The following is a 25,973-nucleotide window of genomic DNA, read 5'->3' as shown; positions in this document are numbered from 1 at the left end:
GCGGGTCAGTCCGGCGGCGGCTGCGAGTTCAGCGGCAGTCGGGTGCCTGCCCCGGACGGCGGCGCGGTCGGTGTCCCGGAGACCGTCGAGGACGGCGGCGCGGTCGGCGGCCCCGAATCGGTCTCGGTCGGTGAGCCGGGTGGCACCGAGGTCGCCGGGGGAGTGGTGCGCGCGGGGGACGACGAGGAGGAGGGAAGGGGCGAGAACGACGGCGGTACGGACGGGAGGACCGAGGGGCCGCCGGACGGAGTGGAAGCGGGAACGCGGGGTTCCGCGCCGCCGCCCGGCAGCAGCGCCGTCACCGCGGCGGCGCCCGTACCGGCGAACGCCAGGCACACGGTGGCGGCCACCAGGGCCGACCGCCGCTTCTGCCGGCGGACGCCGCGCTCGGAGATCACCGACGCGGGGACGGGCCGTACCCGGGCCTGCCCGGCCGCGGCCGCTGACTTGAACGCGTTGCTCAACGGGTCGTGGGGCTCAGGCACCGTGGGCCTCCTCAGCGCGCGGATCCTGCAGAAGGTGGGAGAGCGCGGCCCGGCCCCGGGCCAGGTGCGTCTTGACGGTGCCGGTGGACAGGCCCGTCTCGGCGGCGATCTGGGCGACCGTCAGGTCGCACAGGTAGTGCAGCGTCACCGTCCGGCGCTGCTTGGGCGGCAGTTCGCGCAGCGCGGTGACCAGCGCCACCTGTTCGGGGCCGGGGCCCGGCTCGGACGCAGGGCTGCCGCGCCGCTGCCACGCGTCAGCCGAGCGGCGGCGCACCCGCCACCGGCTGACCGCCAGCCGCCACGCCACCGTGCGGATCCACGCCTCGGGTTCGCCGCCGCCGTCGAGCCGGTGCCGCCGGCTCCAGCCCCGTACGAAAGCCTCCTGTACGACGTCCTGGGCCTCGTGCAGATCGCCGAGCATCACATACAGCTGCCCGATGAGGCGGGACGCCGTATGCGCGTAGAACTCTTCGAACTCCTCGACGGTCAACAACCACTCCTGGATCTCTTCGGTCTCACCGGGCATACGCCCGGCAGCACCCGCCCGGTTGACAGGGAGACCAAAGATCCTGAGTGAGGCCGATCACAGTCCGAGAACGCATACCATGCGGCGCGTCGCATCCATCGCATCATCTCCGACCGAGGGGACTTCCGCGTGCGCACCCAGGTCCTGCCTTCTCTGCTCTGTGCCGGTCTCATAGCGGCAACCGGCCTGTCGGCCGCCTCGCCCGCACTCGCCGCCACCGACGCGAACGCCTCGAACGCGCCCGCCGCCGCCACGGCCCCGGGGTCCGCCACGGCGTCGCCCGCACCGGCGGCATCAGATGGCATCCGCGAGAAGCTGGAGCGCATCCCCGGCCTGACGGTCGTTTCGGTGGCCGACAAGGGCGGATTCCCCTTCTTCACCCTCACGCTCGCTCAGCCCGTCGACCACGGCGACCCCGGCAGAGGCACCTTCGCGCAGCGCTTCACGCTGTGGCACAAGGCCGAGACGGCGCCGGTCGTGCACTACACGGGCGGTTACGGGCTGTCCTCGGGCACCCGCGAGATCACGACGCTGCTCGGCGCGAACCAGGTCAGCGTCGAGCACCGCTACTTCAACACCTCGCGTCCCGCCGCGGTCGACTGGGACGACCTGAACGTCTGGCAGCAGGCGAGCGACGAGCACGCCATCGTCCAGGCCCTCAAAAGCGTCTACCGGGCGAAGTGGCTCGGGACCGGCGCCAGCAAGGGGGGTATGACGCAGGTCTACCACGAGCGCTTCTACCCGGACGACCTGGACGCGGTCGTCGCGTACGTCGCCCCGAACGACGCGAACAACCGCGACGACAGCGTCTACGAGAACTTCTTCAAGACGGTCGGCACCCCCGAGTGCCGGACCGCCCTGGACGCCGTACAGCGCGAGATGCTCGTGCGGCGCGAGGCGATGCTGTCGCGCTTCGAGGCCACCTCCAAGGATCAGGGCCTCACGTTCGAGTACCTGGGCTCGGCCGACCGAGCCTTCGAGTTCTCGGTGCTCGACCAGGTGTGGAACTTCTGGCAGAGCGGCACGTACACCGACTGCCCGGCCGTCCCGGACGCCAGGAAGGCCACGGACGACGAGCTCTACACCTGGTCCCTCGGCCACGGTCTGAGCATCTACTCCGACCAGGGAAACGGGTCCGAGGGCGCCGGCCCCTACTACCGCCAGGCGGCCGCCCAGCTCGGCTGGGCGGACCTGAAGTTCAAGCACCTGCGCGATGTCCGCCGGTACCCGGACGTCTACCAGCCCAATTCGGTGCTGCCCGCCGACATGCGGACCACGTACGACGGCCGCGTCATCAAGGACGTCGACCGCTGGGTGGCGACCCGCGGCGAGCGGATGATGTTCGTGTACGGGCAGAACGACCCGTGGAGCGCCGAGCGGTTCAAGCCCAGCAAGCACGACTCGCACCTGTACGTCGCACCGGACACCAACCACGGCGCGCTCATCTCGAGGCTCACGCCCGCCGAACGGGCCGAGGCCGAGGCCACGGTCAAGCGCTGGGCCGGCCAGTAGGCGCCGGCCCGGCGCCCCGCGTCAGCGGCTGAGCGCCGCCCTCATCGTCTTCTGGGCGATGGGGGCCGCCAGGCCGTTGCCGCTGACCTCCGAGCGGGCCGCGCCCGAGTCCTCGACGACGACCGCCACCGCGACCTCCTTACCGGTCGACGCGTCCTTCGCGTACGACGTGAACCAGGCGAACGGCGTCTTGCTGTTCGCCACGCCGTGCTGGGCGGTGCCCGTCTTGCCGCCCACTTCGGCGCCGCCGATCCGGGCGTTCGTCCCCGTGCCGTCCTCGACGACCGTCACCATCGCGCCGCGCAACTGCTCGGCGGTCGAGGACGACACGACCCGTTCGCCGCGCCCGCCCCCGAGGTCCTCCAGCGTGTCGCCGTCCGCGTCGGTCACCTGGGAGACCATGTGCGGCGCCGCCAGTTCGCCGCCGTTGGCGAGGGCCGCGGAGACCATCGCCATCTGCAGCGGCGTCGCCGTCACGTCGAACTGGCCGATGCCCGTGAGCGCCGTCTGCGCCTCGTCCATGTCCGACGGGTACACGCTCTGCGCGGCGCGCACCGGTACGTCGAGCTTCTCCGTGTTGAAGCCGAACTTCTGCGCCATAGCCTTCACCTTGTCCTGGCCTAGGTCGACGGCCAGCTTCGCGAAGACGTTGTTGCAGGAGTGCTTCAGCGCGGTGCGCAGCGTCGCGTCCTCGCACGGCGCGGACGCGTTCTCGTTCCTCAGCACGGTCCGGGTGCCGGGCAGTGTGTACGGATTCGGGCTGTCCGTCCGCTCGTCGACCGATCCGTAGCGCCCGTCCTCCAGCGCCGCCGCGGCGACCACCAGCTTGAACGTGGAGCCCGGCGGCAGCGGCTGGCGCAGTGCCCGGTTGACCATCGGCTTGTCCGTGTCGCCGGTCAGCCGCTGCCAGGCGTCGCCGTCCGTCGTCCCGCCGATCTCCGACGGATCGTACGAGGGCGTGGACACCATGCCCAGGATCCGCCCGGTCTTCGGGTCGATCGCGACGGCCGCGCCCTTCTTGTCACCCAGGGCCTCGTACGCCGCCTTCTGCACGCCGGGGTCGATCGTCGTGACGACGTCGCCGGGGTCGCTGCGCTTGTTCAGGACGAGGTCGGCCGGGTTCCGCAGCCGGGTGTCGGTCCCGTCGAGGACGTCGCCGTAGATGCCTTCGAGCTGGGTGGCCCCGTACGCCTGCGAGCTGTACCCGGTGACGGCCGAGTAGAGCTCGCCGTCCGTGTAGGTCCGCTTGTACCGGAGATCGCTGTGCTCCGTCCTCTTCGATCCGGTGACTGGTGAACCGGCCACGATGATGTCCCCGAGCGGCTGCGCGTACTGCGCGATGACCTTCCGCCGGTTGTGCTTGTCGTCCGCGAGGGCCTGGCCTTGATACGCCTGCACCCAGGTGATCCGCACCAGCAGGGCGAGCACCAGCAGCAGGCAGAAGACCGAAGCGCGCCTGATTGTCTTGTTCATCCCGTACAACAGACGAACCGGACGGCCGGCCGCGTTCCGTGCCGCCGCACTTCTCAGACAATCCTCATCCGGCGCGCGGCCCGCCCGGGGGGACGGGCGGGCCGGCCGGGAGGGGCCGCTGATCCGGTTCAGCGGGCGGGCCCGGGTGACCCGGCTCGGTGGGCGGGCTCAACGCGGTGCGACGAAGCCCGACTCGTACGCCGCGATCACAGCCTGCGTCCGGTCGCGCGCCCCCGTCTTCGCCAGTACGGCCGCCACATGGCTCTTCGCCGTCGCGGGTCCGACCCGCAGCCGGTCGGCTATCTCCGCGTTCGTCAGCCCCGTCGCCATCAGCCGCAGGACCTCCGCCTCCCGGTCGGTCAGCCGCCCGGCCCAGGGCGGCGGCGGTGCGGGCTGCCGCCGCGCGTACTCGGCGGCCAGGCCGCGCACGGCCGCGGGGAAGAGCAGCGAGTCGCTGCGCGCCACCAGCCGCACCGCCTGGACGAGGTCCTCCGCGGCGGCGCGCTTCAGCAGGAACCCGGCGGCGCCGGCCCGCAGCGCGTCGTACACGTAGGAGTCGTTCTCGAAGGTGGTGACGACGACGATGCGCGGGGGCTGTTCCATGCCGCCGAGGATCTGCTCGGTGGCGCGGATGCCGTCGATCTCCGGCATGCGCACGTCCATCAGCACCACGTCGGGCCGCAGCTCGCGGACCACCGACACGGCCTGGGCGCCCGTCGCCGCCTCGCCGACGACCTCCAGACCGGGCTCGGCGTCGAGGATGACGCGCAGCGCGGTGCGGACCATGCGCTCGTCGTCGGCGAGCACGACCCTGACCGGCGCGTTCATCGCTCTCCTCCCGCGCCGCCGGCCGGCAGGCGGGCCGCGAGCCGCCACACGCCGCCGTCCGCGCCCGCTGTGGCGCGCCCGCCGAGCAGGGTGGCCCGTTCGGCTATGCCGGGCAGGCCCCGGCCGCCCCCGGGCCGTACCACGGGAGCCCTCGCGGGCAGCGGGTTCTCCATCACGATCTCCAACTCCTCGCCGCTCAGGGCGATCCGCAGCGACACCGGGGCGGCGTCGCCGTGGCGCAGGGCGTTGCTCAGCCCTTCCTGGACGATGCGGTACGCCTCACGGGACACCGGTCCCGGCAGCCGGGCGGCCGGATCGCCCTCCTGCGTGTACGCGACCTGCACCCCGCTGCGGGCCAGCAGGTCGTCCAGTACGTCCAGCGCCGGTCCCGGCAGGTCGGCGTCGGCGTCCTCCCCCTGGCGCAACAGGCCCAGCACGGTGTCGAGTTCACCCACCGTGCGGCGCGTCGTCTCCTCGATCGCGGTCAGCGCCTGCCGTACGAACTCCACATCGCTGTCCAGCACCCGCCGCGCCGCGCCCGCCTGCAGCGTGACCGCGCTCAGCGCGTGCCCCACCGAGTCGTGCAGCTCGCGGGCCAGCCGGTTGCGGACGGCGAGATCCGCGGCCCGCCGTTCCGCTGCCGCCAGCCGGTCGGCCGGTGTCGGCCCCAGCAGCACCGGCGCGCAGCGGGCCAGCAGCGCCCCCGCCAGCGCCGCGCACGCCGCGAGCGCCACCAGCATCGCGACCCCGGCGACCGGGGCGAGCGCCAGCGCCCAGGCGCGGCCGAGGACTTCGGGCAGCCCTTGCGGGGTGCCGCGCAGCCGCGTCAGCAGCGGCAGGACGATCAGCACGCCCGCGAACGGCGGCACCGCGAGCGTCATGCCGCTGATGACGCCGCCGAGCCCGAGATGCAGCGTGAACCAGCCGGCGGTCCGCACCCGCGCCGCCCTGGACCGGGCCGGCCCGTCGGCCAGCCGCCCGGCCGGCACCGCGCACAACGCCCGTACCGCGCCCACGGACAGGGGCCTGACCAGGGGGAAGAACGCGGTGAGCGCGGCTACCGGAAGCGCGATGCCGAAGGCGGCGAACTGCAGCGTGGTGGAGGTGAAGGCGTTGTCGTTGCCGATGAACGGGCCGACGAAGACGCTGCCGAGGAGGAAGTACGGCATCGACAGCGCGCCGCCGAGGACCAGATGGATCCAGCGCAGGCGGGCCCGCGCCCCGAACAACCGCTTCACGCCGTGCGTCCCCGTATCCGTCCCCGTGCCCGGCCGCTCGCCCGGCTCCCCGCCCGTACGCCCTCCCCGCCGTCCGTCCGGCCGCCCCGCAGGAAGCGGGCGCCCGCGGCCAGGACGGCCAGACCGGCGATCATCTGCACAGCGTAGGTCAGCATCATCGGCGTGGTGGCCTGATCGGCGCCCTCGGTCACCGGCATCAGCGAGGCGACGAGCAGCCAGCCGCCCCAGCACCCGAGCGCGCCCGAGCCCACCCAGGCGAGTGCCAGCGGCACCCGGACCGGCAGACCGCGCCCGCGCCGCAGGGCGAGCGCCAGGACCCCGGCCACGGTCATGGCGGCGAACAGGACGTACGTCCCTTCCAGGAGGCGGAAGTCGGCTGTGGGCCCCTCGATCCGGCCGCGGCTGAGCCCCGCCGTCACGCCGGCGGCCCACAGCGCGTGCGGCACGGCGGCCAGCGCCGCGAGCACGGACGCGCCCGTCCCGGCCGCCCTCAGCCCGGTACCGACGGCCGAGCGGGGCACGTCCCACACCGTGCCCCGCCACGCGTGCCCCCAGCGGTCGCGGGCGTACAGGGCGAACAGGCCGCCGAGCGCGAGCCCCTGGACGATGAAGCCCGTGTAGACGACCGCGAAGACCCATTCGGCGAGGAACGCTTCACTCCCGGCCGGCGCGCCGGCGCCCGGCGCGCCGGTGAACGCCCTGGCCAGCACCTGGAGCGGAAATCCGGTCATGATCGGTGTCAGCAGCCCCGTCGCCACCCACATGGGCAGCGCCAGCAACCAGGCCGGTACGCGCAGGCCCCAGTCCTGGGTCAGCAGCAGGGCCAGGACGACGACGGCCGCGTCCATCAGCACCGTGGCGCTGTTGGCGACTGCCATCAGGCCGGGGTGATCGACGAGGACGCTGCCGTCGGGGATCCCGACGCGGCTGCCCGCGATCCACGCGATCTTGAGGGCGATGTACGGCACGCAGGAGACGACGGCGGCGGCGCGCAGCGCGGCGCGCAGCCGCCCGACAGGCGCGGAGGCGGGACGAGGGCCCCGGGACGGGGGAGCGTGCGTGGTCTCGGTCATGACGTCCACGCTCCCGGACCGGCCGCCGCCGCACCTCCCACCCCGGGGTGAACCGTCTCCCCCGCCCGGGGGAGAGCACTCAGCCGTTGAGGGCGAGAACCAGCTCGTCGATCTCCGCCCCGCGGGCGTTCGCGAACCCGCGCTCGCGCCCCGTGACGGTGAACCCGCACTTCTCCAGCACCCGCAGCGAACCGGCGTTGTCCGCGGCCGCGCGGGCGAACAGCGGCCGCTCGGGGACCACTTCGAGGAGCGCGCGCAGGGCGGCGGTGGCCACGCCCCGGCCCCAGTGCGCGCGGTCGATCCAGTACGTCACCTGGAGGTCGCCCGGCTCTCCGTACACGCAGACGCTGCCCGCGACCTCGCCGTCGGCGAGGACGGTCCGTACGACGTACTCGGCGATGTTGCGCTTCCAGTGCGCGTCGAATCGGGCGCGGTCCACCGGACCGGCCGGGCCGAAGGCCGCCATGCGCTTGGCCTCGGGGTCCTGGAACTGGGTGAAGAACCGGCCGAGGTCGTCCGGCCGGACTTCGCGCAGCGTCACGCCGAGCGCCATGTCAGAGCCTCCGGGTGGCGAGCGTCAGCCGGTCGCGCGCGTCGAACAGGGCGTCCTTGACCATCTGTTCGTGCGCCGGGGTGAGCCGGGCGACGGGCACCGAGCAGCTGATCGCGTCGCGGGCCGGTGTCCGGTAGGGGATCGCGACGCCGAAGCAGCGCAGGCCGAGCGTGTTCTCCTCGCGGTCCACGGCGTATCCCTGTTCGCGGACGAGGTGCAGCTCCTGGATGAGCTTCTCGCGGTCGGTGATCGTGTGCTCGGTCAGCGCCGGCAGCGTCTCCGGCAGGAGCTTGCGCACCTGCTCGTCGGTGTGCGTCGCGAGCAGCGCCTTGCCGAGGGACGTCGAGTGCGCGGGCAGCCGGCGGCCGACACGGGTGAAGGGGCGCAGGTAGTGCTGGGACTGGCGGGTGGCGAGGTACACGACGTTCGTACCGTCGAGGCGGGCCAGGTGAATCGTCTCCGTCGTGTCGTCGGAGAGCCGGTCGAGGGTGGGGCGGGCGGAGGCCACGACCTCGTCGCCGTCGATGTACGACGTGCCGACGAGCAGGGCGCGTACGCCGATGCCGTACCGCGTGCCCGTCGCGTCGGTCTCCACCCAGCCGAGCTCGACCAGGGTGCGCAGCAGCATGTAGAGGCTGGACTTCGGGTATCCGACGGCCTCCTGGACGGCGGCGAGGGAGTGCATGCCGGGGCGGCCGGCGAAGAATTCGAGCAACTCCACGGTCCGCACCGCCGATTTGACCTGCGCACCGCCCGTATCGGCAGTTGACATTGAGCCCCGCCCCTTCTTGGCCACTCTTGACCGCTCAGAACGTCCGTTAATAGAGTCCCAGCATATTCAGTATCAGGAACTTTGTTCAGAATACCGAACAGCTGGAAGGACGCCACGGTGGCAGCTACACCAGTCTGGAGTGTGGACCCCCGAACGGGGAAGCCGCGCGAGCAGGTCGCGGTCGAGGCCACCGCGGAGGAGGTCGACCGCGCGGTGCGGTCCGCGCACGCCGTTCGCTCCGCCCTCGCCGACCGCACGGCGCGGGCCGCCCTCCTGCGCACCGCCGCCGGCCTCCTCGACGAGGCCGCGCAGCACGTCGTCGAGGCGGCCGACGCGGAGACCGCGCTCGGCCCGGCGCGGCTGACGGGCGAACTCGCCCGTACGACGGCTCAGCTCAGGGCCTTCGCGGACGTCGTCGACGAGGGCGCCTTCCTGGACATCAGGATCGACCACGAGGACGGCACCAGGACGCCGCCCTGGCCCGACCTGCGCCGCTACAAGATCCCACTGGGCGTCGTAGCGGTCTACGCGGCCAGCAACTTCCCGCTCGCCTTCTCGGTGCCCGGCGGCGACACCGCGAGCGCCCTCGCGGCGGGCTGCCCGGTGGTCGTCAAGGCGCACCCCGACCACCCCGCCACGTCGGAACTCTGCGTGTCCGTACTGCGCAGGGCGGCGGCCCGAGTGGGCCTGCCGGAAGACGTGGTGAGCCTGCTCCACGGCTTCGACGCCGGCATCGAGCTGGTGCGCCACCCCCTGGTCGCGGCGGCCGGCTTCACCGGTTCCGTGCGCGGCGGCCGGGCGCTCTTCGACGCCGCGGCGGCCCGGCCCGCTCCGATCCCTTTCCACGGCGAACTCGGCTCCCTCAACCCGGTCGTGATCACGACGGCCGCGGCGGAGGAGCGGGCCGAGCAGATCGGGGCGGGGCTCGCGGGCTCCATGACGCTGGGCGCGGGGCAGTTCTGCACCAAGCCGGGCTTCGTGCTCGCCCCCGACGGAGCGGCCGGCGACCGGCTGCTGAAGTCCCTCACCGCCGCGCTCAGCGACACCGGCCCCGGCGTCATGCTGGACCACCGCATGCGGGAGGCGTTCGTCGAGGGCGTGCGGGAGCGGGCGGGCCTTCCGGAGACGGAGGCCCCCGTCACCCCCGGCGCGGGCGGCGAGCACACCGTCAGCGCGGGCTTCCTCACCGTCCCGGCGCGGCTGCTCGCCGAGGAGGGGGCGCACGACCTCCTCCTGGAGGAGTGCTTCGGACCCGTCACCGTGGTCGCGCGCTACGTGGACCCCGCCGAGATCGGCGCCGTCCTGTCCCGGCTGCCCGGCAACCTCACCGCCACGCTCCAGCTCTCCGCGCAGGAGGAGGCGGGAGACGCGGGGGCCGGCGCCGAGCTGCTCGCCGAGCTCACGCCCCTGGCGGGGCGCGTGCTGGTCAACGGGTGGCCGACGGGCGTCGCCGTCGCCCCCGCGCAGCACCACGGCGGGCCTTACCCGGCGACGACCTCGACGTCCACGTCGGTGGGGGCGACGGCCGTCGAGCGGTGGCTGCGGCCGGTCACGTACCAGTCGACGCCCCAGGCGCTGCTGCCGGTGGAGCTGCGCGACGACAACCCGGCGGGGCTGCCGCGCCGGGTGGACGGCCGCCAGGAGTAGGAGCCGGGGTGCCGGGGCGCGGCCCCGGCACCCTCCGCCGACGGGAATGAGTCGCTCCGGCCGGCTGTTGAGCGGGGAGCGGAGGCACCCTCCGTGCCCTCGCACACGACTCACCCGGAGTGAAGAACCACATGCGCGTCGAGATCTGGAGCGACATCGCCTGCCCCTGGTGCTACATCGGCAAGGCCCGCTTCGAGAAGAGCCTGGCCGCCTTCCCGCACCGGGACGACGTCGAGGTGGTGCACCGCTCCTTCGAGCTCGACCCCGCGAGCCCCAAGGGCGTCACCGAACCGGTGACCGGCATGCTGGCCAGGAAGTACGGGCGCACGCACGAGGAAGTGCTGGCCATGGAACAGCAGGTCGCCTCCCAGGCGCGGGCGGAGGGGCTCGGCTTCCTGACCGGGGGCCGGGACCACGGCAACACCTTCGACGTCCACCGGCTGCTCCACCTCGTCAAGGCCCGCGGCCGACAGAACGAGCTGCTCGATCTCGCCTACCGGGCCAACTTCGCCGAGGAGCGGTCCGTCTTCGACACGCGGGTCCTGCTGGACCTGGCCGAGGAGGCGGGGCTCGACGCCGGCGAGGCGCGCGCCGTGCTGGCCGACGAAGGCGCGTACGCCGACGAGGTGCGCGGCGACGAGCGGGAGGCCGCCGAGCTGGGGGCGAGCGGTGTGCCGTTCTTCGTCCTCGACCGGCGCTACGGCATCTCCGGCGGCCAGCCGGCCGAGGTCTTCACCCGGGCCCTGGAGCAGGCGTGGGACAGCCGCGCCGTCACGCCGCTCGCGACGGTCGGCGCGGGCGGCGAGACATGCGACGCGGCGGGTGCGTGCGACGTATAAGCCTCTCTTGGAGGCCGGCGGCAAAAATACGCCATGGACGGGGAGTTGGCGGCGTAGCAGAGTAGGGGCATGAAGCCCCTGACTCTCACCGACGTCGTGGCCGCCGAGTTCGCGCCGGAGACGACGTACCTCAACACCTCTTCCTGCGGCCTCTCGCCCCGCCGCGCCGTGGCGGCCGTCAAGGCGGCGGCCGAGCAGAGTGCCACCGGACGGGACACCTTCGACTTCGCCCCGGTGACCGCCGCACGGGCCTCCTTCGCCCGTATCGTCGGCGTCCCCGCCGAGCGGGTCGCCGTGGGCACCGCGGTGTCGGTCCACGTCGGCCTGATCGCGGCCTCCCTGCCCGCAGGGGCCGAAGTCCTCAGCCCCGAGGGCGACTTCTCCTCGGTGGTCAACCCCTTCGCGGTCCGCGGCGACCTCAAGACGCGGTACGTGCCGCTGGAGGCGCTGGCCGAGTCCGTGCGCCCCGAAACCTCGCTGGTGGCCTGGTCGGCGGTGCAGTCCGCCGACGGGCGCGTCGCCGACCTCGGCGCCGTACGGGCTGCGGCCGCCGCGCACGGCGCCCGTACGCTCGTCGACGCGACGCAGGCGGCGGGCTGGTTCCCGTTCGACGCGGGGCTCTTCGACTACACGGTCACCGGAAGCTACAAGTACCTGCTGGCGCCGCGCGGCACCTCGTTCCTCACCGTCACGGAAGAGGCGCAGGAGTCCCTCACGCCGATCCACGCCGGGTGGCTCGCGGGCGAGGACGTCTGGGGCAGCACCTACGGCCCGGTCAACCAACTGGCACGCAGTGCGCGCCGGTTCGACGAGCCGCCGCCCTTCGTGGCGTACGCGGGGGCCGAGCACGCCCTCGCGCTCCTGGAGGAGGTCGGCATCGAGAACGTGCGCGAGCACGGCCTCGCGCTCGCCGCCCGCTACCGAGAGGGGCTCGTGTCGCTCGGCCACACGCCGGTCCCCGGCGACTCGGTGGTCGTGGCCGTCCCGGGCCTCGGGCACCGGATCGACGCGCTGGCGTCGGCGGACATCGCCGTGTCCGTCCGGGCGGGCAACCTGCGCGCCTCGTTCCACCTGTACAACACCACCGCCGACGTGGACCGGACGCTGGATGTGCTCGCGGGCTGAGCACGCCGCCGGGCGGGCCCGGTTTCCACCCGGCCCGCCCGGCGATCGCGTGCGCTGTACGCGGTCCTCACTTCACCGGCGTGAAGTCCCTCGCGCCGATGAACTCGGGACGGCGTACCGGCGCGGCGAACGGCTCGACGGCCGTGTTCTCCACGCTGTTGAAGACGATGAAGACGTTGCTGCGCGCGTACGGCGTGATGTTGTCGCCCGAGCCGTGCATCGCGTTGCAGTCGAACCAGGTCGCCGAGCCGGCCTTGCCCGTGAACAGCCGGATGCCGTGGCGGTCCGCCATGCGCGTCAGCACCTCGTCCGACGGGATGCCGGCGTCCTGCATCTGCAGCGAGCGCTTGTAGTTGTCCTTGGGCGTCTCTCCCGCGCAGCCCAGAAACTCCTTGTGCGACCCCGGCATGATCATCAGACCGCCGTTGGTGTCGTAGTTCTCGGTCAGCGCGATCGAGACGGACACGGTCCGCATGTTCGGCAGGCCGTCCTCGGCGTGCCACGTCTCGAAGTCCGAGTGCCAGTAGAAGCCCGAGGCCCCGAAGCCCGGCTTGACGTTGATCCGCGACTGGTGGACGTACACGTCCGAGCCGAGGATCTGCCGGGCCCTGCCGACGACCCGCGGGTCCCGCACGAGCCGGGCGAACAGCTCACTGATGCGGTGCACCTCGAAGACCGACCGTACGTCCTGCGACTTCGGCTCGATGATCGAGCGCTCGTCCGCGCGCACCCCCGGGTCGCTGACCAGCCGGTCCAGCTCCGCCCGGTAGAGCGACACCTCTTCGGGGGTGATGAGCTGGTCGACGGTGAGGAAACCGTCCCGCTCGAAGGCCATGAGCTCGGCCGGCTCGATCGGCCCCGGCGCGCCGGGCGCGGACCAGACGACCGGGTCCTGGCGGGGGGTGGTCACCTCGGCGGCGCCGCGCGTCGGGTAGAGGTCGACGCGTCGCGTCTCGGTGTGTGCGGTCAGTACGTCGGTCATGGTTCAGACCTCCTCGGTCAGCAGCGGGTAGACACCGTTCTCGTCGTGGTCCTCCCGTCCGGTGACGGGAGGGTTGAAGACGCATACGCAGCGGAAGTCGGTCTTGGGGCGCATGGTGTGGCGCTCGTGGCCGTCCAGCAGGTACATCGTGCCCGGCGTGATCCAGTGGGTCTCGCCGGTCTCGTCGTTGGTGAGCTCGGCCTCGCCCTCCGTGCAGAGCACGGCCTCGATGTGGTTCGCGTACCACATCGACGTCTCCGTACCCGCGTACAGCACGGTCTCGTGGAGCGAGAAGCCGACCTTCTCCTTGGCGAGCACGATGCGCTTGCTCTCCCAGGTTCCGGAAGCGGCCTTCACATGACGGTCGGTTCCCTCTATGTCCTTGAACGATCGGACGATCACGGTGAGTTGAGCCCTTCTGTATTGCTTCGGTACTGCCTGGGACGCCGGGCGTTCAGGCGTTCAGGTCGTGGTGCCTCCCTGCGCGGCGGCCTTCAGCCGGTCTCGCGGACGGAGCGGGCCAGGATGCTGAGGCCCTGGTCGAGCTCCTCGGGGGTGATGGTGAGCGCAGGCAGCAGCTTGACGACCTCGCTCTCCGGGCCGGAGGTCTCCAGCAGCATGCCGAGCTCGAAGGCGCGGCGGCAGACGGCGGTGGCGCGCGACTTGTCGGCGAACTCCATGCCCCAGACCAGGCCGCGGCCCCGGAAGCTCACGCCGGCCTCGGCGTTCTCGTCGGCGATGGACAGCAGGGCACGCTCGACCTGCTCGCCGCGGGCCAGCGTCTGCTTCTCCATCTGGCCGTCGGCCCAGTACGTGTTGAGCGCGGCGGTGGCGGTGACGAACGCCGGGTTGTTGCCGCGGAAGGTGCCGTTGTGCTCTCCGGGCTCCCAGACGTCCAGCTCGGGCTTGAAGAGGCAGAGCGACATGGGCAGGCCGTAACCGCTGATCGACTTCGACAGGGTGACGATGTCCGGCGTGATGCCGGCCTCCTCGAAGGAGAAGAAGCCGCCGGTGCGGCCGCAGCCCATCTGGATGTCGTCGACGATCAGCAACATGTCCTGGCGGTGGCACAGGTCCTGCAGCGCGCGCAGCCACTCGGCGCGGGCGACGTTGATGCCGCCCTCGCCCTGCACCGTCTCCACGATCACGGCGGCGGGCTTGTTGAGGCCCGAGCCCTGGTCCTGCAGGAGGCGCTCGAACCACAGGAAGTCCGGGACCTGGCCGTCGAAGTAGTTGTCGAACGGCATCGGCGTGCCGTGGACGAGCGGTATGCCCGCGCCGGCGCGCTTGAACGCGTTGCCGGTGACGGCGAGCGAGCCGAGCGACATGCCGTGGAAGGCGTTCGTGAAGGACACGACCGACTCGCGGCCCTTGACCTTGCGGGCGAGCTTCAGCGCGGCCTCGACGGCGTTGGTCCCGGTCGGGCCGGGGAACATCACCTTGTACGGCAGGTCGCGCGGCCGCAGGACCACGTTCTCGAAGGTCTCGAGGAAGGCGCGCTTGGCGGCCGTCGCCATGTCCAGGCCGTGCGTGATGCCGTCGCGCTCGATGTAGTCGATCAGCGCCCGTTTCAGCACGGGGTTGTTGTGGCCGTAGTTGAGCGACCCGGCGCCGGCGAAGAAGTCGAGGTAGGTGTGGCCGTCCTCGTCGTGCAGGTGGCTGCCCTGCGCGCGGTCGAACACGGCCGGCCAGCCGCGGCAGTAGCTGCGTACCTCGGATTCCAGGGTCTCGAAGACGCTCAGGGCGGGGGGAGTGATGGTCACAGCGGTCTCCTGGGAGAGAGAGGACGTACGAAGGGAAGAGGAAGGGGCCGGTTCAGGCGGCGAGCGGGCCGATGCGGTACAGCACCTCGGGCAGGTGGGTTCCCTCGGGGAACAACCCGCCGTCGAAGAGCACTTCGCGCTCGAGGCCCGCTCCGCGCCGCTCGGCGTAGGAGGTGAACAGCCGGTTGGAAGCGGTGTTGTCCGGCGTCACGGTCGTCTCGATCGTCGTCACGCCGTGCCGGGCGGCGACCTTCTCGGTCAGCGCCTCCAGGAGCGTGCCGGCCAGCCCCCGGCCGCGGTGGTCGTGGTCGACGGCGACCTGCCACACGACGAGGGTGTCGGGGCGCTCGGGGCGTATGTAGCCCGTGATGAAGGCGATCGGCTCACCGCCGGGGCTGTCCCTGGCCACGACGGACGTCGCCGCGAAGTCGCGGCACCACAGCAGATAGCTGTACGAGGAGTTGAGGTCCAGGGCCTGGGAGTCGCGGGCGATGCGCCAGATCGCGGCTCCGTCCTCCACTCGCGGAGCTTCGATCTGCAGGAATTCGCTTCGGGCACTTGCAAGGTCTGCTGGTGCGGCGGTCATGCGGAAGGAATTTACCGAGCAAATTCAAAAAATGCATCGTCGGAAGGGGTTGGGCGAGAGCGGAATCTGTGTTATCGCGCGAGACCGCTCTTCCCGCGAGCAGACTGCAAATGCGGGCGATTTGACCGGAAATAACCGGTCAAATCGCCTTCATTGTGGGGTCGGTCACACGGTCGAAACCCGGCCGAGTTCTCGTTGAAACTTTGGCGTTTACGGTCGGGGAAACGGGGCAGAAGAAAACGGGAAGCTGCGCCGATAAAGCAGCTTCCCGTTATCCGTTAATTCACTGGAATTCACAGAACCTATGCGCTGGGCCAGGTTTCCGCCACGGCCTTTCGGGCACTTTCGGAGTCGACATGCACACCGGACTCGCTCAGTGCCGCCCCGATTGCGGCGAGCGACGACCGGACCACGTCCCGCGTGGCGTCGGCGCCGTAGTGATTGACGCGGATCATCTCCTCGGCCAGCGCCCCGCCGCCCGCGATGAGCGGCACGGACGGGTCGGCGGCGAGCGCCTTCGCGACGATCTCCGACGCGTTCACCCCGGCCGGGGTGCGCAGCGTCGTGGCGACCGGCGCGGCCTCCCGCGCCTCGTGGACGTACGGCTCCAGGCCGCCGCCCAGCGCGAGCGCGCCCGCGCGCGTGGCCGTCGCGGCGGCCAGGTGCCTGGCCTGCACTGCGCCGAGCCCTTCCGCCTCGATGCGCTCCAGGCACGCCTCCAGCGCCAGCATCTCCAGCTGCGCGGGCGCGTGCAGCAGCGCCCTGCGGCCGCCGTCGATCCACCGCTCCTTCCAGTCCAGGAGGGAGAGGTACGAGCGGCGCGGGGCGGCGGGGTTCGCGGCGAAGCGCTCCCAGGCGCGCTCGCTCACCGACACCGCGGAGACCCCGGCCGGCCCGCCCATCGCCTTCTGCGCCCCGATCACGCACAGGTCGACGCCCCAGGCGTCGGGCAACAGGGGCTCGGCGCCCACCGAGGCGACCGCGTCGAGCATGAACAGGGCGCCGTGGGACCGTACGGCCTCACCGATCTCCGCGACGGGGTTGGTGTTGCCGGTGGCGGCCTCCGCGTGCACCAGCGAGACGAAGTCGATCTCCGGGTGCTCGTCGAGCGCCCGCGCGATCTGCTCGGCGGTGACCGCCGTGTCGAACGGCACGGTCAGGTCGAAGACCGCCGCGCCGCAGTCGCGCAGCCAGTTGCCGAAGGTCTGCCCGTACGGACCGGTCACCACGTTCAGCGCGGCCGAGCCGGGACGGGCGCCGCCGCGGATGCAGCCTTCGAGGGGAAGCAGCGCCTCGCCCTGCGTGACGACCACGTCCTGCTCGGTGGAGAGCAGCGAGGCGACCCGGCGTTCGACGGCGGCGAAGTGCGCGGCGGTCAGCGGGGCCAGGTCCAGGAACGGATGTGTCACGGCGGAGCTCTCTTCGATCTTCGGATGTTCGATCTCTCCCGGCCGAGCGTAACCGCCCCCTCGTAGAGTGCTGTGCATGAGTGAGCGCATGGTGCTGCGGGTGAAGGGGCGGGTGCTCGCCGGGCCCGACGACGTACGGGACGAGCTGTGGGCCGTCGACGGCAGAATCACGTACGAACGGCCCCCCGGCGCAGGCGATGTGCCGGTCGTCCACGGCTGGGCGCTGCCCGGTCTCGTCGACGCGCACTGCCATGTCGGACTCGACCGGCACGGCCCCGTCGACGAGGCGACCAGCGAGAAGCAGGCGCTCACCGACCGGGACGCGGGCACGCTGCTGCTCCGGGACGCCGGATCGCCGTCCGACACCCGCTGGATCGACGACCGCACCGACCTGCCGAAGATCATCAGGGCGGGCCGGCACATCGCCCGCACCCGCCGCTACATCCGCAACTACGCCCACGAGATCGAGCCGGGCGACCTGGTCGCGTACGTCGCGCGGGAGGCGCGGCGCGGTGACGGCTGGGTCAAGCTCGTCGGCGACTGGCTCGACCGGGAGACCGGGGACCTGGGCGCGTGCTGGCCGCGCGGCGAGGTCGGGGCGGCCATCGCCGAGGCGCACCGGCTCGGTGCCCGCGTCACCGCGCACTGTTTCGCGGAGGAGTCGCTGCGCGACCTCGTCGAAGCGGGCATCGACTGCGTCGAGCACGCCACGGGCCTCACCGAGGACACCATTCCGCTCTTCGCCGAGCGCGGGGTGGCGATCGTCCCGACCCTCGTCAACATCGGGACGTTCCCGCACCTCGCGGACAGCGGCGAGGCGAAGTTCCCGCGCTGGTCGGCGCACATGCGCGCCCTGCACGCGCGCCGGTACGACACGGTCCGCGCGGCGTACGACGCGGGCATCCCGGTCTTCGTCGGCACGGACGCCGGCGGTTCGCTCGCCCACGGGTTGGTGGCGGACGAGGTCGCGGAGCTGGTGAAGGCGGGCATCCCCGCGATCGAGGCCCTGTCGGCCACGGCGTGGGGCGCCCGGCGGTGGCTCGGACGGCCGCTGCTGGAGGAGGGCGACCCGGCGGACCTGGTGGTGTACGACGAGGACCCGCGCGCGGACGTACGGGTGCTGGCGGCGCCGCGGCGGATCATCCTGAACGGGCGGATCGTCGCCGGCTGACGGGAACGGGCGTGCGTGGCGCACCCGCGTTATTCGAATGCGAGGTCGGAAACCTCACGAAGGAGTGAACTCACCTCAGGTGGCTGACCGTTCACTCTCAGTGCGTAAGTATTCCTGTGTCTCAGCCGCCCCGGCGCTCACGTGTCCCCGTGGAGTGCGCCGGGCGGCGCCGTGTCACTTGTGGGGGTCCCACCGCTTTGAACAGCTCCTTCTTCAGCATGCCCGCACGCCGGTCCACGGACCGGTCCGTACGCCGGTGCACGCGCCGGTCCGCAGCCGCCGCGGCTGCCGTCGCCCTCACCGCAGGCCCCGCCGCCGGACTGCTCCTCGCCCCGGCGGCGCACGCCACCGGCGGTGGCGGTGAGGGGAAGGCGAGTGCCGTGGTGCTCCGCACCGGCCTCGACGTCTCCCTGCTCAACAAGACGGTCGACGTGCCGCTGACCGCCGCGCTCAACGAGGTCGAGGCCCCGGGGAACGCAGAGAAGACCGCGCTGACGGTCGAGTTGGACGGTGTCGAGCAGGGTGATCCGGTCAGCGTGCTCCGCGCGGACGTGGCCACCGCCAGGGCGACGGCCGACGAGCACCGGGCCGAGGGGTACGTCAACCTCGCGCACGCCAAGGTGCACGTGCCGGGTCTGCCGCTGCTCTCGCTCGTCGAGGTCGAGAAGGTCACCTCGAAGGCCCTGTGCGAGGCGGGCAGGCGGCCGGTGGCCGAGTCGAACGTCCTGGGTGCGGTGACCGTTCTCGGGAAGAAGGTCACCCTGTCGGCGGGCGGGCCGACGCGGGTCGAGGTGCCGGCGGTGGGCGTGGTGACGCTCGACCTGTCGAAGACGCACACCACCTCCCGTACGGCGGCGGCCACCGCGCTCGAACTCAAGGTGTCGGTGAACCCCCTCAAGCTGAACGTCGCCGAGGTCGACGGCACCGTCACGCTCGCCTCCGCGACGTGCGAGTCCCCGAAGGCCCCGCCCGCGAAGGAGGGGCCGCGGGAGGAACCCAGCGCCCCGCCCGCGCGGGACGTGAAGCCCCAGACGCAACCGGCGCCGGAGGCCAACCTGGCCGAGACGGGCGGCAGTTCGGCGACCCCCTACCTCGCGGGCGGATCGGCCCTGCTGCTCGCGGCAGGCGGCGGCGCCGTGGCGGCGGCACGGCGCCGGTCCCGCAACGGAGCCTGACCGAGGGGGCCGGGGGAGCGCCCCGGGCGGGGAGCGGCCGGGTTCGACAGCCGCCGGGGGAGCGCGCCGGGCGGGGGGAGCGGCCGGGCTCGACAGCCCGGCCGCGCGGCCCCGGTCCGCCCGCCGGGCCACGGCGACGCGTCCGGCTCGCGGGTGAGGCGGCAGGGACTTGCCCCGCCGCCCGCACTCAGCGCCCGACCAGGGTCAGTGCCTGGTCCAGGGCCTGGAGGAAGCGGCCGGTCGTCGCGCGGTCGCGCACGGCCAGGCGCAGCCAGCGCGGACCGAGGCCCGGGAACGTGTCCCCCCGGCGCACCGCGAAGCCCAGTCCCCGCAGGCGTACCCGTACCTCGTCGGCCCGGTCCATCCGTACGAGGACGAACGGACCCTCCGCCCCCGCGACGACCCGCACCTCCTCGAACTCCGCCAGACCGGCCAGCAGATGCGCCCGGTCCTCCGCCACCCGGTGCGCGGCCCGCGCGGCCTCCGCGAGCGCCGCCGGAGCGACGCACGCCTGGGCGGCGGCCAGCGCCGGCGACGACACCGGCCACAGCGGTTGGGCCCGCTCCAGCGCCGCTACGGTCTCCGGCGCCGCCAGGACGTAACCGATGCGCAGGCCGGCCAGGCCCCACGTCTTCGTCAGGCTCCGCAGGACCACGAGGCCCGGCACGTCCGTGCGCCCCGCCAGGGCCTCCGGCTCGCCCGGCACCGCGTCCATGAACGCCTCGTCGACCACCAGCGTCCGCCCGGGACGCGCCAGCCGGACGATGCTCTGCGCCGGGTGCAGGACCGACGTGGGGTTGGTCGGATTGCCGATCACCACCAGGTCCGCGTCCTCGGGCACGTCGTCCGGGCCGAGCCGGAAGCCGTCGCGCTCCCGCAGCAGCACCCGCCCGACCTCGTGCCCTGCGTCCCGAAGCGCCGCCTCCGGCTCCGTGAACTGCGGGTGCACGACGACGGGCCGCCGCACCGCGAGCGCCCGCGCGAGCAGCACGAACGCCTCCGCCGCGCCGGCCGTCAGCAGCACCCGCTCCACCGGCAGCCCGTGCCGTTCCGCGACCGCCGCGCGCGCGGCCCGCCCGTCCGGGTAGGCCGCGAGCGTGTCGAGGGAGGCGGCGATACGGGCCTTCAGCCACGCCGGGGGAGTGCCGGCCCGTACGTTGACCGCGAGATCGGTGAGATCGCCCTCCCGCACCTCGGCGTCCCCGTGGTGCCGCAGATCGTGCGCCGGGACCTGCGCGCCGGTGTCAGTGGGCGTGTGCATGGCTGCCGTGGTGGTGATGGTGGTGTCCGTCGTCGTCCGGGTGGAAGTGCGGCTGCTGCGGCGCCCCCACCTTGTCCTCGAAACCGGGCAGGGCGATGCGGTAGACGCAGGAGTCGCAGTTCATCCTCAGGTCCCCCTTCACGGCTTCCCGGTAGCGCTCCATCACGAGGTCCATCAACTCCTCGGTGGGGCCGATCACATCGGCCGAGCGCACCTGGGTCTGCGGGTGCGCGTCGGCCCAGTCCCGCGTCTGCTCCTTCACCCGGTCCGGCAGGATCCCGGTGAAGAGGAAGTACGGCAGGACCACGATGTGCCGGGCCCCGAGCCTGGTGCAGCGGTCGAGTCCACTCGGCACGTCCGGCGCGGCGAGCGACACGAACGCGGTCTCCACACCCGCGTACCCCCGTCCCTCCCAGAACAGTCGTGCGGCCTTGTGCACCTCCGCGTTGGCGTCCGGGTCGGTCGAGCCGCGCCCCACGAGCAGCACCGTCACGTCCGACCGGTCCACCTCGCCGAGCACCTCGTCGACCCGCCGCTCCAGCACGGCCAGCAGACCCGGGTGCGGGCCCAGCGGACGGCCGTAGGTGTACGAGATCCCCGGGTGGCGCTCCTTCTCGCGGGACAGCGCGGCCGGTATGTCGCCCTTGGCATGACCGGCGGAGACGAGCATGAGGGGAACGGCCGCGAAGCGCGAGACGCCGCGTTCGACCAACGAGGCCACCGCGTCGCCGAGCGGCGGCGGGGACAGCTCGATGAAGCCGCCCGCGACGGGCAGTTCGGGATGGCGCCGGCCCAGTTCCCCGACGAAGTCGCGGAAGGCTCCGGCCCCGGCTTCGTCCCGGGTGCCGTGGCCGGCGATGAGCAGTGCGGGCGCGGTGGTCACGCGTTCTCCTTGGTGAGGGGGGTGGGGGTGTGGCGCGCGAGAGGGGTGTAGAGCAGGGCGTTCAGGGCCGCCGCCGCGACCGCCGAACCGCCCTTCTCCGACACGTTGCTGACAGCCGGCAGACCGCTCTCGCGCAGTGCCGCCTTGGACTCGGCCGCGCCGACGAAGCCGACGGGCAGGCCGATGACGAGCGCGGGTTCGGCGTCCAGGAGCAGCAGCTCCTCCAGCGCGGTGGGCGCGCAGCCGATCACCCACAGGGCCCCGGGCCCCACCTGCTCGTACGCCAGCCTGATCGCGTGGGCGCTGCGGGTCAGTTCCGGGCCCGCCTTCGCCTCCTTCAGCCGGCACACGGTCTCGCGCCGGGTGATGCCCGCCGCGACCATCTCCACGTCCACGACGACCGGCGCGCCGGAGTGCAGCGCGGCGTGCGCGGCCTCCAGGGTGCGCTCGTCGCAGACCAGATCGGTGGCGTACTCCAGGTCCGCCGCCGAGTGGATGACCCGCTCCACGACGGCCCGGGTCAGCGGCGCGAAGTGCGACGTGTCGAGGCGCGAGCGCAGGCGCCGGAAGGACTCCTGCTCGATGGGGTGCACGATCCTGTCCGTCGTCATCACGAACCCTCCGTCTGCCAGCGGTAGCCGCGCGGTGTCACCATGCGGCCGGCGATCTCGCGGGCGGCGGTGTTGCCGACGACCACGACGGTCATCATGTCGACGGTCGCCGGGTCGAGCGCGGCGATCGTGGTGAGGCGGCTTGTTCCGTCCGGTCGCGAGGCGTTGCGCACCACGCCGACGGGCGTCGTGGGCGCGCGGTGCTCCGCGAGGATCGACAGCGCCTTGGGGAGCTGCCAGTCGCGGCCCCGGCTGCGGGGGTTGTAGAACGTCACGACGATGTCGGCCTCCGCCGCGGCCCGTACCCGCCGTTCGATGACCTCCCACGGCGTGTGCAGGTCGGACAGGCTGATCGACACGTGGTCGTGGCCGAGCGGCGCGCCCAGGATCGCGGCGGCGGCGAGCGCCGCCGTCACTCCCGGTACGCCGACGACGTCGATGTCGTCGCTCGCCTCGGCGAGCGCGGGCGAGGCCATGGCGTACACGCCCGCGTCCCCCGACCCGATGAGCGCGACCGCGTGCCCGGCGCGGGCCTCGGCGACGGCGGTACGGGCCCGCTCCTCCTCGGCGCCGAGCCCCGACTCCAGCACGCGCGTACCAGGTCGCAGCAGGTCCCGGATCTGGTCCACGTACTGGTCGAGTCCGACGAGCACCGAGGCCCGCCGGATCTCGTCGCGGGCGCGCGGCGTCAGCAGGTCACGGGCGCCCGGCCCGAGCCCGACGACCGCGAGCCGGCCGCGCGGCCTGCGGCGCACGACGGCGCAGGTGGCCATCGCCGCCCGCCCCTCGGGCGCCGACTTGCGTTTCGGTACGACGAGTTCACCGCCCCCGGCGAGCGCGGCGGCCTCCGCGACGGAGGGTGTGCCGACGGCGGCCAGCGGCGCCCCCGAGGGGTTCGGGACGTCGATGCGGGCCAGCTCGTCGGCGGCGTACGTCCGCAGCGGCACACCCAGCCGGGCCGCCGCCTCCACGATCCCGGCCTCGTCGGCCTTGGCGTCCACGGTCGCGAGCGCGGCGACGGAACGCGCCGAGAGTCCGGCGTCCGCGAGGCTCCGCTCGATCAGGGCGAGCACCTCGTCGGCGGGCGCGCCCCTGCTGGCGCCCACCCCGACGACCAGCGACGGCGGTCGGAGCACGACCTCGCGCTCCCCGATGCCGAGCACCCGGTCGCTGACGCGCACCACGGCGGGTGCGTCGTGCGCCTCCCGCGCCGCCTCGGCCGCGGCGGCCTCGGCGACGACGCCGGCGGCGACGGTGGCGGCCATGGCCCCCGGCAGCCCGCCCACCGGCACGGCGGCGACCGCGGCGGCCTCCGCCATGCCGACGGCGTCCTCGCCGGCGTGACCCGCACCGGTCTTCTCCGGCGTTCCGGCGCCGGACGCCCGCGAGCCGCCGGCCACCGGCGTCGCGGCGTCGTCCGCGCGCGTGACGTTCGCCGGCAGGGGCGGCAGCGGCCACACCGCGTCCGCCGCCAGCGTGACCGGTGCGCCGTCCAGGATCGCCCGCGTCACGGCCGCCGTCGCGCCCTCGACGGGCCAGCCCAGCGTGTCGAGGCCGGGTATGTCCGTGGCGTCCGTGGCCGTCGTGATCACCGGGTCGCAGCCCAGGACGTCCGACACCGCGAGCGCCAGCTCGTTCGCACCGCCGCCGTGGCCGCCGAGGAGCGCGACCGCGTGCCGCCCCGCCTCGTCGACGCAGACCACACCCGGGTCGGACGCCTTGTCCGCGAGGAGCGGGGCGAGAAGCCGTACGACCGCTCCCGTCGCGAGGAAGCACACCACCTGGTCGCACTCGGCGAAGGCGCGTCCGACCGCTTCCCGCACCGGGCCGTCGTACACCCGTGCACGGCCGGGCCAGGCCGCGGCCAGCCGGTCGCGGGCCACGGCGCCTGCCGCCGTGGCGGAGATGAGGCCGATCACTGAACTGCTCCTTCACTTGCCGGATCCGCGGGGCGGTGGCCCCACAGCAGAAAGACAGGGTTGGCGGCCGCGAGCCGGGTGACGTCCCCCGGCAGCGGCGCGAGACGCGACGACTGCAGCAGTACGCCCTCGGGTTCGAACCCGGCGGACGCCAGGGCCGCCCGTACCGCCGGGACCCGGTCCAGCGCCGCCAGCGCGACCACGACGGTGCGCCGCGCCCTGCGCGCGCACGCCGCCACGATGGCGGGCAGCTCCCGCCCGCCGCCGCCGACGAACACCGCGTCGGGCTCGGGCAGTTGGGACAGCACCGTCGGCGCCGCTCCGTGCACGGTCTGTACGTCGACCCCGTGCGCGGCGGCGTTCGCGCGGACGCGCTCCACGCCGTCGCAGGTCTTCTCCACCGCGATCGCCGCCGCCCCCAGCCGCGCGCACTCCACGGCCACGGAACCCGAACCGGCCCCGATGTCCCACACGAGGTCGCCCAGGCGCGGGCCGAGCCTGGCGAGCGCCAGCGCCCGTACCTCGAACTTCGTGATCATCGAGTCGCGGTGCTCGAACGCGGCCTCGGCCAGCGCCCAGCCGGCCGGTCCGGGGCCCCGCCCGGCGACCGTCCGCTGCGCCGGCGCGAGCGTGCGCGCCGCGTCGAGGCACACGACGACGCTGACCGCGGCCGGCCAGTCGCGCGCCGCCGCCTCCGACGGCGTGAGGCGCTCGACGCTCTCGCCCCCGTCCGCGTCGCCGAGCGCCGACGCCACGACGAGGGTGCGCGGGACGCCGGTACGGGCGAGGGCCGCGCCCAGTTCGCCGGGTCCGGCGCCGGGCCCGGTCAGGACGGCCGTCTTCGGGTGCGCCCGGCACACGTTCACGGCGGTGCGCAGCTCGCGCCCGTGCGCGCTCACGACCACCGCGTCGTCCCACGGCAGCCCGAGGCGCGCGAACGCCACCGCGACCGAGGGCGAGCCCGGCCGTACGTCCAGGGCGTCCGCGCCGAACCGTTCCGCCAGCGCCCGTACGATCCCGAAGAACCCCGGGTCGCCGGAGGCCAGCACCACGACCCCGGCGTCCGCGCCGTCCGCAGCCGCCTTGGCCAGGTGCTCCGCGACCGCGTCAAGCGCCGGCGCCAGCGGCCCCAGCACCACCCGGGCCGTGCCGTCCGGCAGCCCGGCGGCGTCCAGGTGCCGCCGCCCGCCGACGACGAGCCGGGCGGCGTCGAGCGCCGTCCGGGCGTCGGTGCCGAGCGGGGCACCCGTCCCCGTGCCGAAGACAGTGATCATGAGCCGGACCTTCCCGCCGCCGGTTCCGCGCCGGATCCCGTGCCCGCCTCCGCCGACTGCCGCTCCGCGCGCAGCGCCGCCCGCGCGGCGCGGTCCGCCCGGCGGAACCCGTGGAAGTGGCCCGGGTGGTAGAGGTGCGAGCGCGTGCCGGAGGCGGCCAGGGCGGGCCCCACCAGGAAGAGCGTGTGCTTCCAGAGCTTGTGCTCCTTCACCGTCTCCTCCAGCGTGGCGATGGTGCAGCGCAGCACCAACTCCTCGGGCCAGGTGACCTGGTACGCGATGACGACCGGGGTGTCGGTCGGGTAACCGCCCTCCAGCAGCTCCGCCGTCAGCTGCCCCGAGCGGGCCGCCGAGAGGAAGACGGCCATCGTCGTGCCGTGCCGCGCGAACTCCCGTACCTCCTCGCCGGGCGGCATCGGCGTCTTGCCGCCGCCGAGCCGGGTCAGGATCACGGACTGAGCGACCTCGGGGATCGTCAGCTCGCGCCGCGCGATCGCGGCGACCGCCGAGAAGGACGAGACGCCCGGCACGATCTCGACGTCCAGGCCGAGTGCGTCGCACCGGTCGACCTGCTCCTGCGTGCCGCCCCACAGCGCGGGGTCGCCGGAGTGCACGCGGGCCACCTTCAGCCCGTCCCGCAGCGCCCGCTCGTACACCGCCACCACGTCCTCCAGGGACATGGCGGCGGAGTCCAGGATCTCGGCGTCCTCGCGCGCGTGCTCCAGGATCTCGGCCTGGACGAGGCTCGCCGCCCAGATCACCACGTCGGCGTCGGCGATGGCGCGTGCGGCACGGAAGGTCAGCAGGTCGGCGGCGCCGGGGCCGGCGCCCACGAAGGTCACCTTGCCGGTGGGGGCATCGGCCATGA

The 25,973-nt window shown here is 73.3% G+C and carries 25 protein-coding genes; 6 read left to right on the top strand and 19 right to left on the bottom strand.

Features of this window, described 5'->3' with window-relative positions:
• Nucleotides 1-5 precede the first annotated feature (5 nt).
• Nucleotides 6-485: a hypothetical protein gene (locus AC07FK_RS05320; RefSeq protein ID WP_479102762.1), complete on the bottom strand. Its 480-nt coding sequence runs from the start codon at nt 483-485 to the stop codon at nt 6-8.
• Nucleotides 478-1,011, bottom strand: a complete 534-nt coding sequence (locus AC07FK_RS05315) for a SigE family RNA polymerase sigma factor (RefSeq protein ID WP_479102760.1) — start codon at nt 1,009-1,011, stop codon at nt 478-480. The genes AC07FK_RS05320 and AC07FK_RS05315 overlap by 8 nt, the downstream gene beginning before the upstream one ends.
• A gap of 129 nt (nt 1,012-1,140) precedes the next feature.
• Here AC07FK_RS05315 and AC07FK_RS05310 point away from each other — a divergent pair, with 129 nt between their 5' ends.
• Nucleotides 1,141-2,523 carry a S28 family serine protease gene (locus AC07FK_RS05310; RefSeq protein WP_479102758.1) on the top strand — a complete coding sequence of 461 codons (1,383 nt, stop codon included), beginning with the start codon at nt 1,141-1,143 and terminating at the stop codon, nt 2,521-2,523.
• Between the two features lie 21 nt (nt 2,524-2,544).
• Here the strand turns inward: AC07FK_RS05310 and AC07FK_RS05305 are convergent, their stop codons facing one another.
• The 6 genes from AC07FK_RS05305 to AC07FK_RS05280 form a co-directional block, all read right to left on the bottom strand.
• Nucleotides 2,545-3,996 carry a peptidoglycan D,D-transpeptidase FtsI family protein gene (locus AC07FK_RS05305; RefSeq protein ID WP_479102756.1) on the bottom strand — a complete coding sequence of 484 codons (1,452 nt, stop codon included), beginning with the start codon at nt 3,994-3,996 and terminating at the stop codon, nt 2,545-2,547.
• A 168-nt stretch (nt 3,997-4,164) separates the two neighbouring features.
• On the bottom strand, nt 4,165-4,824 hold the full coding sequence (locus AC07FK_RS05300) for a response regulator transcription factor (protein WP_479102754.1): 660 nt from the start codon (nt 4,822-4,824) through the stop codon (nt 4,165-4,167).
• Nucleotides 4,821-6,062 carry a sensor histidine kinase gene (locus AC07FK_RS05295; protein ID WP_479102753.1) on the bottom strand — a complete coding sequence of 414 codons (1,242 nt, stop codon included), beginning with the start codon at nt 6,060-6,062 and terminating at the stop codon, nt 4,821-4,823. The genes AC07FK_RS05300 and AC07FK_RS05295 overlap by 4 nt, the downstream gene beginning before the upstream one ends.
• Complete coding sequence (locus tag AC07FK_RS05290; RefSeq protein ID WP_479102751.1) at nt 6,059-7,135, bottom strand: hypothetical protein; 1,077 nt, start codon at nt 7,133-7,135, stop codon at nt 6,059-6,061. The genes AC07FK_RS05295 and AC07FK_RS05290 overlap by 4 nt, the downstream gene beginning before the upstream one ends.
• 79 nt (nt 7,136-7,214) lie before the next feature.
• Nucleotides 7,215-7,688, bottom strand: coding sequence for a GNAT family N-acetyltransferase (locus tag AC07FK_RS05285; protein ID WP_479102749.1), 474 nt, complete (start codon nt 7,686-7,688; stop codon nt 7,215-7,217).
• Between the two features lies 1 nt (nt 7,689).
• Nucleotides 7,690-8,460, bottom strand: a complete 771-nt coding sequence (locus AC07FK_RS05280) for an IclR family transcriptional regulator (protein WP_453403596.1) — start codon at nt 8,458-8,460, stop codon at nt 7,690-7,692.
• 117 nt (nt 8,461-8,577) lie between these two features.
• On the opposite strand from AC07FK_RS05280, the gene AC07FK_RS05275 reads away from it, so the two are divergent.
• The 3 genes from AC07FK_RS05275 to AC07FK_RS05265 all read left to right on the top strand — a co-directional run bounded on the left by AC07FK_RS05275 (nt 8,578) and on the right by AC07FK_RS05265 (nt 12,071).
• Nucleotides 8,578-10,107, top strand: a complete 1,530-nt coding sequence (locus tag AC07FK_RS05275) for an aldehyde dehydrogenase (NADP(+)) (RefSeq protein WP_479102747.1) — start codon at nt 8,578-8,580, stop codon at nt 10,105-10,107.
• Nucleotides 10,108-10,238: 131 nt separating this feature from the next.
• Nucleotides 10,239-10,946, top strand: coding sequence for a DsbA family oxidoreductase (locus AC07FK_RS05270; protein WP_479102745.1), 708 nt, complete (start codon nt 10,239-10,241; stop codon nt 10,944-10,946).
• Between the two features lie 69 nt (nt 10,947-11,015).
• Nucleotides 11,016-12,071, top strand: coding sequence for an aminotransferase class V-fold PLP-dependent enzyme (locus AC07FK_RS05265; RefSeq protein ID WP_479102744.1), 1,056 nt, complete (start codon nt 11,016-11,018; stop codon nt 12,069-12,071).
• Nucleotides 12,072-12,138: 67 nt separating this feature from the next.
• Here AC07FK_RS05265 and thpD read toward each other — a convergent pair whose 3' ends face one another.
• From thpD to AC07FK_RS05240, 5 genes are all read right to left on the bottom strand, one after another.
• Nucleotides 12,139-13,053: an ectoine hydroxylase gene (thpD, locus tag AC07FK_RS05260; RefSeq protein WP_479102743.1), complete on the bottom strand. Its 915-nt coding sequence runs from the start codon at nt 13,051-13,053 to the stop codon at nt 12,139-12,141.
• Nucleotides 13,054-13,056: 3 nt separating this feature from the next.
• The gene (locus AC07FK_RS05255) at nt 13,057-13,455 is read right to left on the bottom strand and encodes an ectoine synthase (RefSeq protein WP_069929355.1); all 399 of its coding nucleotides are present in this window, start codon (nt 13,453-13,455) and stop codon (nt 13,057-13,059) included.
• 92 nt (nt 13,456-13,547) lie between these two features.
• Nucleotides 13,548-14,816 carry a diaminobutyrate--2-oxoglutarate transaminase gene (ectB, locus tag AC07FK_RS05250; RefSeq protein WP_479102742.1) on the bottom strand — a complete coding sequence of 423 codons (1,269 nt, stop codon included), beginning with the start codon at nt 14,814-14,816 and terminating at the stop codon, nt 13,548-13,550.
• A 52-nt stretch (nt 14,817-14,868) separates the two neighbouring features.
• On the bottom strand, nt 14,869-15,402 hold the full coding sequence (gene ectA / locus AC07FK_RS05245) for a diaminobutyrate acetyltransferase (protein ID WP_479102740.1): 534 nt from the start codon (nt 15,400-15,402) through the stop codon (nt 14,869-14,871).
• Between the two features lie 302 nt (nt 15,403-15,704).
• The gene (locus AC07FK_RS05240; protein WP_479102739.1) at nt 15,705-16,811 is read right to left on the bottom strand and encodes a pyridoxal-phosphate-dependent aminotransferase family protein; all 1,107 of its coding nucleotides are present in this window, start codon (nt 16,809-16,811) and stop codon (nt 15,705-15,707) included.
• Between the two features lie 76 nt (nt 16,812-16,887).
• On the opposite strand from AC07FK_RS05240, the gene AC07FK_RS05235 reads away from it, so the two are divergent.
• Together AC07FK_RS05235 and AC07FK_RS05230 are read left to right on the top strand one after the other, a co-directional pair.
• Nucleotides 16,888-17,982 carry an amidohydrolase family protein gene (locus AC07FK_RS05235; RefSeq protein ID WP_479102737.1) on the top strand — a complete coding sequence of 365 codons (1,095 nt, stop codon included), beginning with the start codon at nt 16,888-16,890 and terminating at the stop codon, nt 17,980-17,982.
• A gap of 197 nt (nt 17,983-18,179) precedes the next feature.
• Entirely contained in the window at nt 18,180-19,157 is a 978-nt protein-coding gene (locus AC07FK_RS05230) for an SCO1860 family LAETG-anchored protein (protein ID WP_479102735.1), read from the top strand.
• Nucleotides 19,158-19,344: 187 nt separating this feature from the next.
• On the opposite strand, the gene cobC is transcribed toward AC07FK_RS05230, so the two are convergent.
• The 6 genes from cobC to cobM are packed head-to-tail and all read right to left on the bottom strand — an operon-like array spanning nt 19,345 to nt 25,971.
• Nucleotides 19,345-20,418 (bottom strand): Rv2231c family pyridoxal phosphate-dependent protein CobC, encoded by a 1,074-nt coding sequence (gene cobC / locus AC07FK_RS05225; RefSeq protein ID WP_479102733.1) that lies wholly within the window; start codon nt 20,416-20,418, stop codon nt 19,345-19,347.
• Nucleotides 20,402-21,301, bottom strand: coding sequence for a sirohydrochlorin chelatase (locus AC07FK_RS05220; protein ID WP_479102731.1), 900 nt, complete (start codon nt 21,299-21,301; stop codon nt 20,402-20,404). The genes cobC and AC07FK_RS05220 overlap by 17 nt, the downstream gene beginning before the upstream one ends.
• A complete protein-coding gene (locus AC07FK_RS05215; RefSeq protein WP_479102729.1) occupies nt 21,298-21,912 on the bottom strand; it encodes a precorrin-8X methylmutase in 615 nt (204 codons plus the stop codon). Before AC07FK_RS05215 ends, AC07FK_RS05220 begins: the two co-directional genes overlap by 4 nt.
• Nucleotides 21,912-23,831, bottom strand: coding sequence for a precorrin-3B C(17)-methyltransferase (gene cobJ / locus AC07FK_RS05210; RefSeq protein ID WP_479102727.1), 1,920 nt, complete (start codon nt 23,829-23,831; stop codon nt 21,912-21,914). Before cobJ ends, AC07FK_RS05215 begins: the two co-directional genes overlap by 1 nt.
• Nucleotides 23,828-25,105 carry a precorrin-6y C5,15-methyltransferase (decarboxylating) subunit CbiE gene (gene cbiE / locus AC07FK_RS05205; RefSeq protein ID WP_479102726.1) on the bottom strand — a complete coding sequence of 426 codons (1,278 nt, stop codon included), beginning with the start codon at nt 25,103-25,105 and terminating at the stop codon, nt 23,828-23,830. The genes cobJ and cbiE overlap by 4 nt, the downstream gene beginning before the upstream one ends.
• A complete protein-coding gene (cobM, locus tag AC07FK_RS05200; protein WP_479102724.1) occupies nt 25,102-25,971 on the bottom strand; it encodes a precorrin-4 C(11)-methyltransferase in 870 nt (289 codons plus the stop codon). The genes cbiE and cobM overlap by 4 nt, the downstream gene beginning before the upstream one ends.
• Between the last annotated feature and the right edge of the window lie 2 nt (nt 25,972-25,973).

The sequence above is a fragment of the Streptomyces sp. NPDC046122 genome (assembly GCF_056429965.1).
This window is presented reverse-complemented; position numbering and strand designations above follow the sequence as displayed.